This window comes from Actinotalea lenta, from assembly GCF_030586465.1.
Classification (GTDB): Bacteria; Actinomycetota; Actinomycetes; order Actinomycetales; family Cellulomonadaceae; genus Actinotalea; species Actinotalea lenta.
This window is the reverse complement of record NZ_JAUQYP010000001.1, coordinates 2,293,811-2,310,307: the sequence shown is the minus strand read 5'-3', so window position 1 is coordinate 2,310,307 and position 16,497 is coordinate 2,293,811. Positions and strand designations below refer to the sequence as shown.

The 16,497-nt window shown below is 73.5% G+C and carries 15 protein-coding genes; 8 read left to right on the top strand and 7 right to left on the bottom strand.

Annotation, left to right across the window (positions count from 1 at the left end; all coding sequences use genetic code 11):
• Positions 1-35: 35 nt before the first annotated feature.
• The gene (locus Q6348_RS11035; RefSeq protein ID WP_304601340.1) at positions 36-1,079 is read left to right on the top strand and encodes an App1 family protein phosphatidate phosphatase; all 1,044 of its coding nucleotides are present in this window, start codon (positions 36-38) and stop codon (positions 1,077-1,079) included.
• A 59-nt stretch (positions 1,080-1,138) separates the two neighbouring features.
• Here the strand turns inward: Q6348_RS11035 and Q6348_RS11030 are convergent, their stop codons facing one another.
• The 3 genes from Q6348_RS11030 to Q6348_RS11020 are packed head-to-tail and all read right to left on the bottom strand — an operon-like array spanning position 1,139 to position 3,458.
• Positions 1,139-2,191: a threonine aldolase family protein gene (locus Q6348_RS11030; RefSeq protein WP_434061990.1), complete on the bottom strand. Its 1,053-nt coding sequence runs from the start codon at positions 2,189-2,191 to the stop codon at positions 1,139-1,141.
• 4 nt (positions 2,192-2,195) lie between these two features.
• Positions 2,196-2,864 carry a PilZ domain-containing protein gene (locus Q6348_RS11025; protein WP_304601339.1) on the bottom strand — a complete coding sequence of 223 codons (669 nt, stop codon included), beginning with the start codon at positions 2,862-2,864 and terminating at the stop codon, positions 2,196-2,198.
• Positions 2,865-2,912: 48 nt separating this feature from the next.
• Positions 2,913-3,458, bottom strand: coding sequence for a cob(I)yrinic acid a,c-diamide adenosyltransferase (locus tag Q6348_RS11020; RefSeq protein ID WP_304601338.1), 546 nt, complete (start codon positions 3,456-3,458; stop codon positions 2,913-2,915).
• Between the two features lie 315 nt (positions 3,459-3,773).
• Here Q6348_RS11020 and Q6348_RS11015 point away from each other — a divergent pair, with 315 nt between their 5' ends.
• The 6 genes from Q6348_RS11015 (at position 3,774) to Q6348_RS10990 (ending at position 12,716) form a co-directional block, all read left to right on the top strand.
• Entirely contained in the window at positions 3,774-4,415 is a 642-nt protein-coding gene (locus Q6348_RS11015; protein WP_304601337.1) for an SCO2322-related protein, read from the top strand.
• 1 nt (position 4,416) lies between these two features.
• Positions 4,417-5,397 carry a CbiQ family ECF transporter T component gene (locus Q6348_RS11010; protein ID WP_304601336.1) on the top strand — a complete coding sequence of 327 codons (981 nt, stop codon included), beginning with the start codon at positions 4,417-4,419 and terminating at the stop codon, positions 5,395-5,397.
• Positions 5,394-7,010, top strand: a complete 1,617-nt coding sequence (locus tag Q6348_RS11005) for an ABC transporter ATP-binding protein (protein WP_304601335.1) — start codon at positions 5,394-5,396, stop codon at positions 7,008-7,010. Before Q6348_RS11010 ends, Q6348_RS11005 begins: the two co-directional genes overlap by 4 nt.
• Positions 7,007-7,879: an ECF transporter S component gene (locus tag Q6348_RS11000; RefSeq protein ID WP_304601334.1), complete on the top strand. Its 873-nt coding sequence runs from the start codon at positions 7,007-7,009 to the stop codon at positions 7,877-7,879. Before Q6348_RS11005 ends, Q6348_RS11000 begins: the two co-directional genes overlap by 4 nt.
• 336 nt (positions 7,880-8,215) lie before the next feature.
• Complete coding sequence (locus tag Q6348_RS10995; RefSeq protein WP_304601333.1) at positions 8,216-11,032, top strand: vitamin B12-dependent ribonucleotide reductase; 2,817 nt, start codon at positions 8,216-8,218, stop codon at positions 11,030-11,032.
• Between the two features lie 196 nt (positions 11,033-11,228).
• Positions 11,229-12,716 carry a D-alanyl-D-alanine carboxypeptidase family protein gene (locus Q6348_RS10990; RefSeq protein ID WP_304601332.1) on the top strand — a complete coding sequence of 496 codons (1,488 nt, stop codon included), beginning with the start codon at positions 11,229-11,231 and terminating at the stop codon, positions 12,714-12,716.
• 267 nt (positions 12,717-12,983) lie between these two features.
• On the opposite strand, the gene Q6348_RS10985 is transcribed toward Q6348_RS10990, so the two are convergent.
• The 3 genes from Q6348_RS10985 to Q6348_RS10975 are packed head-to-tail and all read right to left on the bottom strand — an operon-like array spanning position 12,984 to position 14,974.
• Positions 12,984-13,256 (bottom strand): hypothetical protein, encoded by a 273-nt coding sequence (locus tag Q6348_RS10985; RefSeq protein ID WP_304601331.1) that lies wholly within the window; start codon positions 13,254-13,256, stop codon positions 12,984-12,986.
• 28 nt (positions 13,257-13,284) lie between these two features.
• The gene (locus Q6348_RS10980) at positions 13,285-14,637 is read right to left on the bottom strand and encodes an MBL fold metallo-hydrolase (RefSeq protein ID WP_304601330.1); all 1,353 of its coding nucleotides are present in this window, start codon (positions 14,635-14,637) and stop codon (positions 13,285-13,287) included.
• A gap of 10 nt (positions 14,638-14,647) precedes the next feature.
• Positions 14,648-14,974, bottom strand: coding sequence for a rhodanese-like domain-containing protein (locus tag Q6348_RS10975; protein ID WP_304601329.1), 327 nt, complete (start codon positions 14,972-14,974; stop codon positions 14,648-14,650).
• 271 nt (positions 14,975-15,245) lie between these two features.
• Here Q6348_RS10975 and Q6348_RS10970 point away from each other — a divergent pair, with 271 nt between their 5' ends.
• Entirely contained in the window at positions 15,246-15,680 is a 435-nt protein-coding gene (locus tag Q6348_RS10970; protein WP_304601328.1) for a hypothetical protein, read from the top strand.
• A gap of 3 nt (positions 15,681-15,683) precedes the next feature.
• Here the strand turns inward: Q6348_RS10970 and Q6348_RS10965 are convergent, their stop codons facing one another.
• Positions 15,684-16,430, bottom strand: coding sequence for a dienelactone hydrolase family protein (locus tag Q6348_RS10965; protein ID WP_304601327.1), 747 nt, complete (start codon positions 16,428-16,430; stop codon positions 15,684-15,686).
• Between the last annotated feature and the right edge of the window lie 67 nt (positions 16,431-16,497).

The window sequence follows — 16,497 nt, the reverse complement described above, 5'->3', positions numbered from 1 at the left end:
GACGGTCCCCTCGTCGGCTGGAAGACTGGCGCCCCGTGGAGAGCCGACCGCACTGGGCCGCCCGCGCGGAGGACGCCGTCATCGCGCGGGTGGGCGCCACCCTGCGCCGCCGCCACTGGGTCACGCGGGTCGAGCCGTACACGGGCTACGGCACGACCGGGTGGGTGCGGGTGTTCGCACGCGCCGTGCTGGCCCCGCCGGGGACCCGGTCGGCGCAGGTCGCCGAGTCGGACCACCCCCGTCGGCCGGTCCGCGGGTGGCGGTCGTTCGTCTCGGCCCAGGTCCCCTTCCAGCCCGTCGACGTCGTCGTGGCGGACGACCGGTACCGGGTCGTCGCGGACCGGGGCGGGTACCTCGACGCGGTCCTGCCCGCGGAGCTCGAACCCGGCTGGCACGAGATCCGGCTGGGCATCGGCGACGAGTGGGTCGCGGCGCCGGTGCGCGTCGTCGGGCCCGAGCCCACGACCGCGGTGATCAGCGACATCGACGACACGGTCATGGTCACGGCTCTGCCCCGGCCGCTGCTGGCCGCCTGGAACGCCCTCGTCCTGCACGAGCATGCCCGACGCGAGGTGCCGGGCATGCCGGAGCTGTTCCGGCGGTGGCAGGCGGCGCACGGCGACCCCCCGGTCTTCTACCTGTCCACGGGGGCCTGGAACGTCGCGCCCGCGCTGCGCCGCTTCCTGCACCGTCGCGGCTTCCCACCCGGACCGCTGCTGCTCACCGACTGGGGGCCGACGAACACCGGGTGGTTCCGCAGCGGGGCGGAGCACAAGCGTCGGACGCTGCACCGGCTCATGACCGAGCTCCCGCAGCTCACCTGGGCACTCGTGGGCGACGACGGGCAGCACGACCCGCAGCTGTACGCCGAGGCCGTGGCGGATCACCCCGGCAGGGTCGAGGTGGTGGCCATCCGCCGCTTGAGCCCGGCCGAGCAGCTGCTCTCCCACGGCATCCCGCTCCCGCTGCACGCAGCGCTGGCCGACGACGCACCCGCCGTGGCGGTGGGCTCGGACGGTCACGAGCTGCTGCTGCGGCTCGTCGACGAGGGCCTGCTACCCCCCGTCGGGCCGCACTGACGTCGGGCCGCACTGAGCTCCGGTCGAGGCGAGGTCGAGGCTGGTCGGACCCTGGGCAGTCAGCCCGCCGCCTTCGCCACGGCCGCGACGAACGCGTCGACGTCGGCCGGCGTGGTGTCGAACGCGCACATCCAGCGCACCTCACCGGTCGCCTCGTCCCAGTCGTAGAACCAGAAGTCCTCGCGGATCCGGTCGGCGACGTCGCGGGCGAGGATCGCGAAGACCGCATTCGACTCGACGGGACGAGTCACCTGCACACCGGGCAGGTCCCGCACGCCGGCCAGCAGACGCCGCGCCATCGCGTTGGCGTGCTGAGCCGATCGCAGCCAGAGGTCACCGTCGAACAGCGCGAGCAGCTGGGCGGACACGAATCGCATCTTGGAGGCGAGCTGCATCTGGGTCTTGCGGAGGTAGGCCAACCCGTCCGCGGCGGCCGGGTCCAGCACCACCACCGCCTCGGCCGCCAGCGCACCGTTCTTCGTGCCGCCCAGCGACACCACGTCGACGCCCACGTCCGACGTGAAGGCGCGCAGCGGCAGGTCCAACGTCGCCGCGGCGTTCGCCAGGCGCGCCCCGTCCACGTGCACCCGCATGCCGCGGGCGTGCGCCGCGTCGGCCAGCGCCGCGATCTGCTCCGGGGTGTAGCAGGTGCCGAGCTCGGTCGTCTGCGTCAGGCTCACGACCAACGGCTGCGCGCGGTGCTCGAAGCCGTACCCCCACGCCTCCGTGGCCAGCAGCTCGGGAGTGAGCCGACCGTCCGGAGTCGGCACCGGCAGCAGCTTGATGCCGGCCACCTTCTCCGGCGCGCCGCCCTCGTCGGTGTGCACGTGCGCCGAGGCGGCGCACACCACGGCGCCCCAGGCGGGCAGCATCGCCGACAGCCCCACGACGTTGGCACCCGTCCCCGTGAACACCGGGAACACCTCGACCTGGCGGCCGAAGTGCTCGCCGAGCACCTGGGTGAGACGGGTCGTGTAGGCGTCAGCGCCGTAGGACGTCTCGTGCCCGCCCGAGGCGTCGGCGACAGCGGCCAGGACCTCCGCGTGGGCTCCGGCATAGTTGTCCGAGGCGAACGTGCGGCGTGCGGGGTCGTGCAGGGTCATGATCGCCATCCTCTCACCGGCGCTCGGCCCGCAGCGCCAGCTGCTGGCGCTGCAGGTCGAGCACCCAGCCGAACAGCACGTCGTGGTCCCGCTCATGGGCGTCGACGAACCGCGCGCCGTGCGCGACCCCACCACGGACCTCGTCGGCCCGCACCACCTCGACGACCAGGTCGAGCGACCGCCGAGGGGCCGGGAGCACCACGCGCCACCGGGTGCCCGGATCCACCCGCTGCTCGGCCAGGAACCGCAGACCGTGCGCTGACAGGTCGATGACCGTCACCATCCACGGCGTGCTGAGCTCGACCACGGCCGAGACGTCGGCCGTGGCGACCACGGTTCCCGGCTCCTCACCGGGCTCGACCCCGAGCTGCGCGACGATCGGCACCGGCAGGTCGGTCGGTACGCGCACCGCAGACCGCTGCTGGCGCGCGACCTGCAACCGCAGGTCGCGCAGCCGGACCCGTTTGGCTGCCGCGAACTCGACCGCACCGTGGTACGTCAGCGCGCCACGGTCCGCGTCGAAGACCTCCACCACCGCGACGTCGCCCTCGTCGAACCAGGTGTTCCCCAGGGACTGCGCATCGATCACGAGGGTGTCGTCCTCGTGCTCGCGGACGAAGCCCCGTGCGATCAGCTCGCCCTCCGGGGTACGCAGCTCGCACGGGTCGGCCTCGAACGCCATCGTCCCTCCCGGTGCCGGCCGCCTCGAGCGGGCCCCATGGTAGGGCGCTCAGTCGTGACTGGCGGGCTCGACGTCCCCCGCGGCGCGCCGTGCCAGGACGTACAGCAGGTCCGAGAGCCTGTTGAGGTAGCGGATGGCGACCTCGGACACCTCGGCCCCGGAGCCCCGTGCCGCGACGACGTGCCGCTCCGCGCGGCGGACCACCGTGCGTGCGTGATCGAGCGCCGCGGACGTCGGGTCGGTCCCCGGGACGACGAACACGGGCCGCAGCGGGTGCGTCGCGACCAGCGTGTCGATCTCGCCTTCGAGAGCCTCGACCATCGCGTCGGTCACGAGGGACACCTCGGGGACCAGCCGGTCGCGCCGCGCCGGGTTGGTCGCCAGGTCGGCAGCGACGACGAAGAGCTCTCGCTGCCGCGCGAGGACCGTCTCGGTCAGCTCGCGGTCCGCACACCCGGCCCGCACCACGCCGAGCACCGCCACCGCCTCGTCGACGTCGCCCGTCGCCTCGACGAGGAGGTCCGCCTTGGACAGCCGTCCGCCCAGGAACCGACCCGTGGTCCCGTCATCGCCGGCCTTCGTGTAGACGCGCACCCTCGACCTCCTCCGTCGTCGCGGAGGACAGCGTGCCACGGGACGACCGGGGGCGCCGACCGGATCGGCGAGGGACCGGGAGGGGGTAGGTTGGCCGTGCCACCAACCGGTGGCGGTCCTGCAGTCCAGGGGAAGCCGGTCCGAGTCCGGCGCTGACCCGCAACCGTAGGTGCGACCCGCACGGGCCGCACGAGCCGGAGCACCTGGGCAGGACGAGCGGCTCCACATCCGTCGAGGAGAACGGGACGGGGCCCGGGTCGCGTCCCTGGGGCGTGCGACACGGGGTCCGTCACGGACCACTCAGAAAGAGGACACGTGTCTCATGCTCGCGCCGCGCTCGTCGCGGTCGCTTCTCTGGCCTCCCTGCTCGCGGCAGGTCCCGCCGCGGCAGCAACCCCGTCGGGCGCCTGCACGGATCCCGCCGGTGTCACGGTCGTGGTCGATGCCACCGCCCTAGGTGGCGACGTCCAGGTCGGCTGCGCCGACCAAGCGCCCGCCACGGGCACAGACGCCCTGCGGCAGGCGGGCTTCACCGACACACGAGACGCCGCGGGGATGATCTGCGCCGTCGATGCGCTGCCGGACCCCTGCCCCGCGACGTTCACCGGGCAGTACTGGTCCTACTGGTACGCGCAGGACGGCACGTGGGTCGCCTACCAGGAGGGCTCCGACACCGCGGCGCCGGCGCCGGGTTCCGTGGAGGGCTGGCGGTGGTCCGACGGCTCGGCCGGCCCGCAGGTCGACCTTGCGACCCTCGCCGCGACCCCGAGCGCCTCGACATCGCCGTCGGTCGTGCAGGCCACCCCCACCGGGACCCCGGCGGCCACCATCGGACCGGCCGGGCCGGTGCAGGAGCAGTCCGGTGGGTTCTCCGTCCCGTGGCTCCCGATCATCGCCGGTCTGATCGCGGTCGGCCTCGTGGTGGCGACCGCGCTGAGCCGACGCAGCCGCGGCTGACGTGCACCCGGCGGCGTGGTGGGTCTGGGCGGCGGGCGTGGTGGTGCTCGCCGGCCGGATCCACGCACCGCAGGCGCTCGCGGCGCTTGCCGTGGCCGCCTGCGTGCTCGCAACGGCCGGGCGGCGGCAGGGGGCCCCGTCCTTCGCGGGATACGTCGCGCTCGCGCTCGGCATCGTCGCGGTGCGGGTGGTGTTCCACGTCCTGGTGGGCATCAAGACGCCGACCGGGCGTGTCCTGGTGGACCTGCCCTCCTGGCATCCCGCCTGGGCGCCGGGCGTGCAGCTCCTGGGACCGGTGACGACGACCGGGCTCGGCACCGCTGCCGCCCAGGGGCTCGCCCTGGCCGTCATGGTGCTGGCCGTGGGCGCCGCCGCGACGGCCTCGTCGCCCGCGCGGCTGCTGCGGTCGCTGCCTGCTGCGCTGCACCACCTCGCGACCGCGGCGGTCATCGCCGTGGGCGTCGCACCCTCGCTGGTCGCCGCGGTGGCCGCGGCGCGACGCGCGAGGCGGTTGCGCGGGTTGACCACGCGCGGGCCGCGCGCGATCGCGCACGCCGCGGTCCCGGTTCTTGCGGATGCGCTGGACCGGGCCCTGGATCTCGCGGCATCGATGGAGGTCCGGGGCTACGCGCGGCGCTCGGGGCCCGGCGACCGGCGTGTGGGGCCTGCCCTGGCCGGCGCCGTGCTCGCGGCGGCCGTCGGAACGTACGGCCTGCTCGCGGGGGCGCCCGCGTACGCCGTCCCCGCGCTGTCCCTCGGCGCCGCGCTCGCGGTGGCGGGCGCGTCGCTCGCCGCCCGCGGTCAGGCGCGCACCCGCTACCGCGAGGACCCCTGGGGGTACCGGGAGTGGTGCGCTGCGGGGGCCGGGGCCATGACCGGCGTGGCGGGCGTGGCCGGGTTGCCCCTCCTTGCCACCGCGATCGCCCTCCTCGGCCTCCTCGCGCTCCTCCCGGCCCGGCTGCCCGCGGAGGTGTCCGTGTGATCAGCGTGGAACGTGTCAGCGTCACCTACCCCGGGCAGAGCCACCCGGCCGTCCACGACGTGGACCTGGAGATCCCCGAGGGCGAGCTCTGCCTGGTGGTCGGCCCGACCGGGTCGGGCAAGTCGACCCTGCTGCGCACGATCAGCGGGCTGGTGCCGCACTTCTCCGGCGGGACCCTGGCCGGCCGGGTCGTCGTGGCGGGTCGCGACACGCGCACCCACCGGCCCCGGGACCTCGCCGATGCGGTCGGGGTGGTGCTCCAGGACCCGGCGCGCGGCTTCGTCACCGAGACCGTCACAGACGAGCTCGTCTACGCCATGGAGCAGCTGGGCCTGCCGCGGGCCGTGATGCGCACCCGCACCGAAGAGGTGCTGGACCTGCTCGGCCTGGCCGACCTGCGCGACGCTCCGCTTCGGGACCTGTCCGGGGGCGAGCAGCAGCGGGTGGCCATCGGAGCCGTGCTCACGGCTCATCCGCAGGTGCTGGTTCTCGACGAGCCGACCTCCGCCCTCGACCCGCCCGCCGCCGACGACGTCCTGGCGGCCCTCACGCGCCTGGTGCACGACCAGGGCATGACCGTGGTGCTCGCCGAGCACCGCCTGGAACGCGTCGTGCAGTACGCGGACCTGGTGGTCGCCGTGGCCGCCGACGGCACCGTGTCGCACGGGGCGGCCGGTGACGTGCTGGGGCCCGGCTCGGCGGCGCCGCCACTCGTGGAGCTCGCGGCGGTCGCCGGGTGGCGGCCAGTCCCGTTGTCCGTCCGCGACGCGCGGCGTCGCGTCGCCCCGCTGCGCGACCGGCTCACCGCCGCGCGCACCCGCGAGGTGCTCCCCGGACCGGGCCGAGCGGTGCTGACCGCCAGGGGGATCCAGGTGCGTCACCGGCGCGCACACGCGGTGCGAGGCGTGGACCTCACGCTGGCCGCGGCGAGCGTCACGGCGGTGATGGGCCGAAACGGCGCGGGCAAGTCCTCGCTGCTGTGGGCACTGTCCGGGGCTGGGCCCAGGAGCGCGGGGAGCGTGACCCTCGGACCTGAGCCCGGCCAGGACCCGGCTGCCCTCGACGCGGCGGCGGCGCGCCGGCTCGTGGCGCTCGTGCCGCAGGACCCGACCGACCTGCTGTACCTCGGCTCGGTCGGGGCGGAGTGCCGGGCCGGCGACACACAGGCCGCAGTGGCGGCCGGCACGTGTGCGCAGCTGCTGGAGCGGTTCGCCGGGCCCGTGCCCGCGCAGGCTCACCCGCGCGACCTGTCCGAGGGGCAGCGGCTCGCACTCGTGCTGGCCGTCCAGCTCGCGGCGGATCCGCTGGTCCTGCTCCTCGACGAGCCCACGCGGGGCCTCGACTACGCCGCCAAGCGTGCCCTGGTGGCCGTGCTGGCCCAGCACACCGCACGCGGAGGCGCTGTCCTGCTGTCGAGCCACGACGTCGAGTTCGTGGCTCAGTGCGCCGACCGTGTGGTCGTCATGTCCGACGGCGTCACCGTCACGGACGGCCCTGCACGCGACGTGCTCGTCGCCTCGCCGACGTTCGCACCGCAGGTGGCAAAGGTCCTGCACCCCGTCCCCCTGCTGACCGTGGCCGAGGTCCGCGAAGCGCTGGCGGCGGCCCGGTGAGCCCGCGCGGACGTGCGCCCGACCGCGCGCAGTGGCCGGAGCCGGCGATCCAGCTGCGGAGCTGGAGCACCGCGGCCCTGGCGCTGTCCTGCGCCGTCGGGCTCGCCGCATTCTGCTGGCCGCTGCTCGTGGCTCCCGGTGCCGGGCTCGCGCACGCCACGGACGCCCCGCTCATCCTCGGGGCCGTGCTCGCGTGCGTGCTCGTCGTCGTGCACCTTGCGCTGGTCGACGGAGGGATGGACGTCAAGGCCGTGGCGCTGCTGGGCCTGCTGTCCGCGGTGGGCGCGGCGCTGCGTCCGTTGTCCGCGGGGACGGCCGGCGTCGAGCTGGTCTTCACGGTCCTGGTGCTCGGAGGCCGCGTCCTCGGAGCGGGGTTCGGCTTCGCCCTGGGTGCGACGACGTTGGGGGTCTCGGCACTCCTGACCGGGGGGGTCGGTCCATGGCTCCCGTTCCAGATGCTCGGGGCAGCCTGGGTGGGTCTGGGCGCCGGCCTGCTGCCGCGGGCGCCCCGCGGGCGCCTCGAGGTGGCGATGCTGGCGGGCTACGGCGCCGTTGCGGCGTTCGCCTACGGGACCGCGATGAACCTGTCCTTCTGGCCGTTCACGCTGGGGGCCGACACGGCGCTGTCGTTCGTCCCCGGCGCGCCCCTCGGCGACAACCTACGGCGGCTCCTGGCCTTCACCGCGGCCACGTCGCTCGGCTGGGACCTGGGTCGAGCCGTGACCACGGCGGTGGGGGTCGCGCTGGTCGGGGCGCCCGTCATCGCGCTGCTGCGCCGAGCGGCGTCCCGGGCGCGATTCGTGACGCCCGAGCCGCGACATGCCGAACATCGCGCGACACGCCGTGCGAGCGGTGCGACATTCGAGTGATACGGGCGGTGACGGCGCACCTCACCTGGGCTTTCTCCCGGTCGCCCGGCACGGCGCCGGTCATCCGACGACTCCAGGTATCGACGTCCGTCTGAACACAACATATAGTGGTCACACCGATGTAGTTCCCGCACACGTTGTGGTGACTTGTCCACAGCAGATGGTCGGCATACACAGCATCACCCACAGGTTTCCCACAGGGCCCTGCACAGGTCGGCGACCACTACGGCCGGTCACGACGACAGTGCGCCCGGGGATGTGCCCGGGGATGCGTCACAGACAGGCACGACGGCTCCGGGCCGCACCACCCCCCGGAGAGATGAGAGGAAGCACGCGATGACCGAGACGTCCGCCGGGCCCCGCAAGCAGGGCCGCAAGGGGCCGGGTGGCCTCACCATCGACCGCGTCTTCACCACGCCCGGTGTGCACCCGTACGACGAGGTCACCTGGGATCGGCGCGACGTCGTCCAGACCAACTGGAAGACCGGCGAGACGATCTTCGAGCAGCGTGGCGTGGAGTTCCCCACCGGGTGGTCGATGAACGCGACGACCATCGTCACGACCAAGTACTTCCGCGGTGCCGTCGGCACCGAGCAGCGCGAGCACAGCCTGCGTCAGCTCATCGACCGCGTCGTCCTGAGCTACGTCCGGGCCGGCACGCAGCACGGGTACTTCGCGACCGACGCCGACGCCGAGGTCTTCGAGCACGAGCTCACCTGGATGCTGCTGCACCAGCTCTTCAGCTTCAACTCCCCTGTCTGGTTCAACGTCGGTACGCCGTCGGCGCAGCAGGTCTCGGCCTGCTTCATCCTCTCCGTCGACGACACGATGGACTCGATCCTGAACTGGTACCGCGAGGAAGGGATGATCTTCAAGGGCGGCTCCGGCGCCGGCCTGAACCTCTCCCGGATCCGCTCGTCGAAGGAGCTGCTGTCCTCGGGCGGCACCGCCTCCGGGCCGATCTCGTTCATGCGCGGCGCCGACGCGTCGGCCGGGACCATCAAGTCCGGCGGTGCGACCCGGCGGGCGGCCAAGATGGTCGTCCTCGACGTGGACCACCCCGACATCGAGGAGTTCGTCGAGACCAAGGCGCGCGAAGAGGACAAGATCCGCGCGCTGCGCGACGCCGGGTTCGACATGGACCTGGGTGGCAAGGACATCGTGTCGGTGCAGTACCAGAACGCGAACAACTCGGTGCGCGTCTCCGACGAGTTCATGCAGGCCGTCGCGGACGGCACGGAGTTCGGGCTGCGCGCGCGCACCGACGGTTCGGTGATCGGCACGGTGCACGCCAAGGGCCTGTTCCGGAAGATCGCCGAGGCCGCGTGGGCGTGCGCGGATCCTGGCATCCAGTACGACTCCACGATCAACGACTGGCACACGAGCCCCGAGTCGGGCCGGATCAACGCGTCGAACCCGTGCAGCGAGTACATGCACCTGGACAACTCCTCGTGCAACCTCGCCTCCCTCAACCTGCTGAAGTTCCTGCGCGAGGACGACACGTTCGACGTGGAGCGCTTCGTCAAGGCCGTCGAGCTCGTCATCACGGCGATGGACATCTCGATCTGCTTCGCGGACTTCCCCACGCAGGCCATCGGCGAGACCACGCGCGCGTTCCGCCAGCTCGGCATCGGGTACGCGAACCTCGGCGCACTGCTCATGGCAACCGGGCACGGCTACGACTCGGCGGGCGGCCGGGCGCTGGCCGCGGCCATCACGTCGCTCATGACCGGGACGGCGTACAAGCGGTCGGCCGAGCTCGCCGCGGTCGTGGGTCCCTACGACGGGTACGCCCAGAACGCCGAAGGGCACCAGCGCGTGATGCGCAAGCACGCTGCGGCGAACGACGACATCCGCACGCTGCACGTGATGGACGCGGAGATCCACGCGGCGGCCACCACGGCGTGGGCCGAGGGCAACAAGCTCGGCGCCCGCAACGGGTGGCGCAACGCCCAGGCCTCCGTGCTCGCGCCCACCGGGACCATCGGCTTCATGATGGACTGCGACACGACGGGTGTGGAGCCCGACTTCTCGCTGGTGAAGTTCAAGAAGCTGGTGGGCGGCGGCTCCATGCAGATCGTCAACCAGACGATCCCGCGCGCCCTTGCCAAGCTCGGGTACGCCACGGAGACCGCCGAGGCGATCGTCGAGTACATCGCCGAGCACGGCCACGTCATCGACGCCCCCGGCCTCAAGCCGGAGCACTACGAGGTCTTCGACTGCGCGATGGGCGAGCGTGCGATCTCGCCGATGGGTCACGTGCGGATGATGGCCGCCGTTCAGCCGTTCATCTCCGGGGCGATCTCCAAGACGGTGAACATGCCCGAGGAGACCACGGTCGAGGACGTCGAGAAGCTCTACTTCGACGCCTGGTCCATGGGCATCAAGGCGCTGGCGATCTATCGCGACAACTGCAAGGTCGGCCAGCCTCTCTCCGACGCCAAGGCCAAGAAGGCGCCGGCGCCCTCGCCGGAGGTGCCCGGGCCCGGGCGCGCCGTGCGCAAGCGTCTGCCCCGTCAGCGCGACTCCAAGACGACGTCGTTCACGGTCGGCGGTGCCGACGGGTACATCACCGCCGGCTCGTACCCCGGCGACGGGCTCGGTGAGGTCTTCCTCAAGCTCGGCAAGCAGGGTTCGACCCTCGCCGGTGTGATGGACGCCTTCTCCATCGCCGTGTCCGTGGCGCTGCAGTACGGCGTACCGCTGGAGACGTACGTGCAGAAGTTCACCAACATGCGCTTCGAGCCGGCAGGCATGACCGACGACCCGGACGTGCGGATGGCGCAGTCGATGATCGACTACATCTTCCGTCGGTTGGCCCTGGACTACCTGCCCTTCGAGACCCGCGCCTCACTGGGGATCTACACCACGGCCGAACGGCAGCGGCAGCTCGAGACCGGTTCCTACGAGCCGATCGTGGCCGCCGAGGAGCTCGACACCGAGGACGACGGCCAGGCGCCGACCCTGCAGACGGCTCCGTCGAGCGCGCCCTCCGCGGCACCGGCCGAGGTGCACTCGTCCGCCGAGCTCATGGACCTGTTCCAGGGCCGGGCTGCCGACGCCCCGCTGTGCCTCAACTGCGGCATCAAGATGCGACCCTCGGGCTCGTGCCACGTGTGCGAGGGCTGCGGCTCCACCAGCGGCTGCAGCTGAGCCGTCCACCAGCTAGTCGACCGCGGCCCGGCCTCGCACGCGAGACCGGGCCGCGGTGTGTCTCACCCGCTTGCCTCAGCCACTACGGCAGGCGGGTGATTCTGTCCCGACACGCCGGGCGGACCACTCAGGTGCACTCCTGGTCCGCCGATCAACCAGGGAGAGCTGTGTCGATCGACGGTTGGTGAGGAGGGCGATGCCCGCTCCTCGTCACGCATGGCACCGAGCGGCCCACCGCGGGCCCTGGTGGACAGCTGTCCCCGGCACCCTGGGGTCGTTCCTCAGCGTCCTGCTCCGTCCGGCGGCGGCGCTCGTGGCTGCGTCCGCGCTGATGGCCGGCTCGGTCACCCAGCTCACGATCCACCAGGCCGCGCTCGACGCGGCTGCGGTGGCCACCCGGGCCGCGGAGGAGGCTCAGCGCCAGGCCGCCGTGGCCGCGGCCGAGCGACGTCGGGTCGCGCAGGCAGCGGACACCGAGCGGCTCTCCGGGCAAGCCACGGCGTACCTCGCCCATCATCGCCGGGTGGCCCGACAGACGGCGCTGTCGGCAGTGGCCACCGCCGACGGCGTCACCGCCGGCCCCCTGGAGCTGGCGCCGGCCGACCAGGTCGCCAGCCTGGACGCCGCGGTCGCCGAGCTCGCACAGCTGCTCGACCAGACCCCGGACGCCGACGTCGCCCTGACCGCCGCCGCGAACGCGGCGCGTGCCACGGGGACGCCCGGCGCCACGGACTCGGGGACCACCGAACCCTCGGCCGGGGCGCCGGCGGCCGTCGAGCCGGCCGCCGTGGCCGAACCGCTCCCCGTCGTGCCGCTGGCCGACGCCGTGCGCCTGATCTCCTCCGGACGGCACGCCCCGGCCTCGCCTCCTGACCAGCAGACCACGGATCCCGTGGTGCCCCCGACCGAGAGCCGGTCGGACACGGGCGACGCACCCACCGTGCTGCCACTGGCACCACACCCCCGCAGAGCGCCGTCCGGGCCACCCCTCGGGCCCGTGCTCGCCGCCGCGGACACCCCCACCGCGCTCAGCGGTCCGGCCACGGCCGCGGTCCCGGCCACGACGTTGCTCGCGAACGCTGACCTCTCGCTGCAGGACTCCCAGGCCCTCACGGAGCTCGCCGGTCGCGTCGTGGAGCTCAGCGCCCAGGTCCAGGCGAGCATCGACGAGGCCCTCGCGGCCCGGAAGGCCGCGGAGCTCGCCCGGGCGCAGGAGGCCGCCGCGGCCGCAGCACGTGCCGCGCGGAACGCCGATCGGGCCGCCGCGGCGGACACCTTCCCGAACGGCGGCATCCCCCCGGCGTACCTGTGCGGCGTCGACTTCCAGCGGGGCGTCCAGCTGCGCTGCGACGCGGCGGCTGCGCTCGAGGCGCTCAACCGGGACTATCGACGCGACACCGGCCGCACCCTCCAGGTCGCCAGCAGCTACCGCACCGCCGAGCAGCAGGCGGCGCTGCACGAGGAGAAGGGCGGCCTGGCTGCGACCGCAGGCACCTCGAACCACGGACGCGGTCAGGCGATCGACCTCGCGGGAGCAGGCTCGCTGGGCCAGTACGACGCTCCGCTCTACCTCTGGCTCAGGGCTCACGCAGGCGACGAGGGGTGGCGCCATCCCTCCTACATGGAGCCCGGCGGCGCAGGACCGTACGAGCCGTGGCACTGGGAGTACGGCACCCGCGACTGACGCTCGCGTCGCGCGAGACGCCGGGTCGTGCGACCGTTGGGCGGGGACGGAGGGCCCACCCGGTCCAGCGTCCTGCTCGAGTCGGCACCGACCCGGCTCCCGATGGTGTTCAGCCCGCGGAAGGACCGCCGCAGGGGGGCCGTCCACCTCGACGGGCGGTGCTTCGCCGTCGGCGTCCCCGGTGCGTCCGGTAGCCCCGAGGGGTGCCGCCTGCCGTCGCCTTCGACGCCCGCCACCCCGGGCGTCGAAGCGACGGTGGGGCGGTCGTCACCCCGGCCGCTGCTTCCCCGGCGGGACGAGCCAGCTCACCGACCGCATCACGTCGCCGGCCCGCAACCAGACCCATTGGTCCGAGGCGGCTTCCCGTCCCGCACGCCAGCCGACCATCACGTGCGTGCTGGTCCAGCGCACGGCGCGCGCCGGCCGCCACTCCTCCAGGCCGTCCGACCAGACCAGGCGGACGATGACGGGGACGTCCCCGGAGGGCGCGACCGGCGCGCGCGCCGGCTGCTCGCGGTTCACCACCCGGCGGGACTCCACCGGGTCAGCCTATCGAACAGTCGTTCGATCAGGCTGCTTCGAGCTCCAGTCCGGAGGTCGCAGCCTCCGTGAACGCCTCGTCGACGTGCACGACACGGCGTCCGTTCCGGGCGAGCAACGATGCGGCTGCCGACGCTCGGTAGCCGGCGGCGCAGTGCACCCAGACCTCGCCTTCGGGCAGCTCCTCGATCCGGTCCACGAGCTCGTGCAGCGGGATGTTCGTCGCACCGGCCACGTGACCGTCGCGCCACTCCGAGGCGCGGCGCACGTCCAGCACCACCACCGGGCGGTGGTGGCGGACCAGCGCGAGGTCGCCGAACGTCGCCCGTGGGGTGGTCGCCAACGGACCGTCGGTCCATTCGCGGGGCTCGCCGGTGGCCGCGGCCGCAGGGCGGTCGATCCCGATGCGGACCAGCTCACGCTGTGCCTCCGCCACGTCCTCGGGCGTCGACCCCAGGAGCGTGAGGGGCGCGCCCCAGGGAATGAGCCATCCGAGGTAGGTCGAGAACTGGCCGTCCAGCCCGAGGTTGATCGTCCCCGGTACGTGGCCGGCCGCGAAGGCGGTCCGGGTCCGCAGGTCGACCAGCCACTCCCCCGCGTCCAGCCGTCGGCGCAGCTCCGCCTTGTCGGCGCGCGCCGGCGAGGACAGGTCGGGCTCGGCCGGGCCCTCGAGGTTCCGCGGCCCCATGTGGACGTAGTAGGCCGGATAGTCGTCCAGCCCGGCAAGAATCGCCTCGACGAACTCCTCCTCGTCCTGCGTCAGGGCGGGGTTGATCCGCAGCTCCTGCCCGATGGTCGAGCCTGTGGCGTCGGCCGTGGTCGCCGTCGCCGAGCAGAAGCTGCCGAACCCGTGCGTCGGCATGACCACCGTCTGGTGCGGGAGCTCCGCGAGCCGGTGCGCCGAGGCGTGCTGGTGCCGGGCGAGGACTGGGGCGTGCTCTGCGCCCAGCAGGTCCGGCCGCCCCGTGGAGCCGTACAGCAGCGAGCCGCCGGAGAACACCGCGGGTCGCTCCCCCTCCAGCACGTAGGACAGGTGGGTGAACGTGTGTCCGGGTGTGTGCACGGCCCGCACGGTCATGCTGCCCACCTGGATGAGGTCTCCGTCGCGGGTCGGAACACGCTCGTACGACACCGGGTCGTCGGCATTCACGTGGTAGCTCGCCCCGGTCCGCTGCGCCAGGCCGAAGCCGCCGGTGACGTAGTCGTTGTGGATGTGGGTCTCCAGGACGTGGGTGATCCGCACGCCCGCCTCGTCAGCCATGGCGAGCACGCGGTCGACGTCGCGCTGCGGGTCGACGACGAACGCGACCTCGCCGTCGTGCACCAGGTAGCTGCGGTCCCCCAGGGACTCGGTTGCCAGGGTCAGGATCGTTGCGGTCATCGTCGCCTCCTCAGGCGGATCGGGCGGCACCGGTGCCGGTCGCGACAGCCCTGCCGGACAGACGCCACGCCGACGTCCCGCCGGACACGGAGACCGCGTCGTAGCCGGCCCGCTGCAGGGCGCCGGTCACGGCCAGGCTCCGGTTGCCGCTCGCACAGATGACGTGGATGCGTGCGTCGGTCGGCAGCTCGGCTGCCCGGTCCGCCACGGCCCCCACGGGCATCAGCACGGCCCCGGGGACGTGTCCGCTGACGTACTCACCAGGTTCACGCACATCCAGCACATAGGCGCCCGCGGCATGAGCGCGGGCGAAGGTCTCCAGGTCGATCTCCTGCACAGGTCCTCCTTCTCGGTCGTGTATACCCCCTGGGGTATGCACAACCATCTCCCGAGCCACCGCATTCCGCACCTCGTCCCGAGTCGAGCCGAACGGCCGTCGGCCGCGAGGTGGGCCGAACGGGTGCCGTCGGCCTCGTCGGCACGGATTCACCCGCTGCCCAGACCGGACGGGGCGGCGACGGCGCGGGACACTGGGACTGCCCGCCGCCCGACCCGGTGGGTGGCAGGCTCCCGGGCACCACCCCGGCCCGGACGGAGGGGACACGCGGATGGACCGCGACGTAGCGCGCGAGGAGCTCCTCCTCAGGCTGGTCGGGTCGCGGGCCGACGCCGCCCGCGTCCGGGCTCGGGTCGACTCGTCGGCCTTCGGCGAGCACTCCGCCCTCGTGATGCTGGTCGCCGACCACGACGTCCACGTCCCCGAGGCCCCGCCGTCCGGCGAGGAACGGCGCGCAGCGCTCCTGGCATACGTCCACGCGTTGGCCGAGGCGGGCCGCCGCCACGCCCGTCCGCGGTCCGCGCACCGGCACGTCGATCCGCGGTGGGAACTGGCCGGTTCCGCCTACCGCGACCTCCTGGCGCTGCCGCGCCGTGGCCCGGGAGGCCCGGATCTCGACGCGTTGCTCGAGGCACTCACCACCGATCCGGAGGTGCCGCGCCAGGCCGGCCGAGACCGCCGGATCCCACGCCCTCGTCGGCGTTGAGGCTCAGGGCCAGGACCGTTCCGGCCCCCGCAGGTGCTCGGCAAAGAACCCCACGATCCGCGCGCGTGCGTCATCGGCCGCGTCCGGGACATACCCGGGACCCATCGCCCGCGTGGCCAGGCGCACCAGGCCGGGTACCTCGGAGGGCACGTGCGCGTCCATGAACGAGTGGCCCGCGTCCGGGTACTCCTTGACGTCGTGCGCGACTCCGAGCTCCCCGAGCGACCCCGCCAGACGTCCGGCGGCACCGCGCAGGGACCGATCCGCACCTCCGTAGCTACCGACCACGGGGCACGCGCCCGCCAGGAAGTCCGTCCCGTACGGATCCGGCGTGCCGACCCCGACGCCGTAGTTCACGCTGGCGACGTCGAAGGCGCCTCCTGGCACGACGAGGAGGGCGAAGCCCCCACCCATGCAGAACCCGATGACACCCACCTGCCCGGTGCCGTCGGGGTGCCCGGCCAACCACGAGCGCGCCGCCTCGATCTCCTCGAAGACACGACCGCGCCGGCTCCGCATCGACCCGAACAAGGACCACAGGCAGCGTGTCCGGCCCGCCCACGACATCAGGTCCGGTGCCAGGACCCGGTAGCCCGCCGCCGCGAGCCACTCGGCGTGCCGGCGGAGCTGGGTGGTCATGCCGAAGGCGTCGTGCAGGAGCACGACGCCCGGCCACGGCCCGTCGCCCGAGGGGCGCGCGAGGAGGGCCGGCAGGGACCCGCGTGCGGTGCTGAGCTCGATCTGCGGCATGGGCGACCTCCGCGCCCCATCGTGGTCAGGCGGGACGCCGCGCGCCACTGGACGACGAAGGGTCGCC

Coding starts and splice junctions, on each gene's coding strand:
- Q6348_RS11030 (WP_434061990.1), bottom strand. CDS start 2,191: ATGGCGATCATGACCCTGCACGACCCCGCACGCCGCACGTTCGCCTCG.
- Q6348_RS11025 (WP_304601339.1), bottom strand. CDS start 2,864: ATGGCGTTCGAGGCCGACCCGTGCGAGCTGCGTACCCCGGAGGGCGAG.
- Q6348_RS10995 (WP_304601333.1), top strand. CDS start 8,216: ATGACCGAGACGTCCGCCGGGCCCCGCAAGCAGGGCCGCAAGGGGCCG.
- Q6348_RS10990 (WP_304601332.1), top strand. CDS start 11,229: ATGCCCGCTCCTCGTCACGCATGGCACCGAGCGGCCCACCGCGGGCCC.
- Q6348_RS10980 (WP_304601330.1), bottom strand. CDS start 14,637: ATGACCGCAACGATCCTGACCCTGGCAACCGAGTCCCTGGGGGACCGC.
- Q6348_RS10970 (WP_304601328.1), top strand. CDS start 15,246: ATGGACCGCGACGTAGCGCGCGAGGAGCTCCTCCTCAGGCTGGTCGGG.
- Q6348_RS10965 (WP_304601327.1), bottom strand. CDS start 16,430: ATGCCGCAGATCGAGCTCAGCACCGCACGCGGGTCCCTGCCGGCCCTC.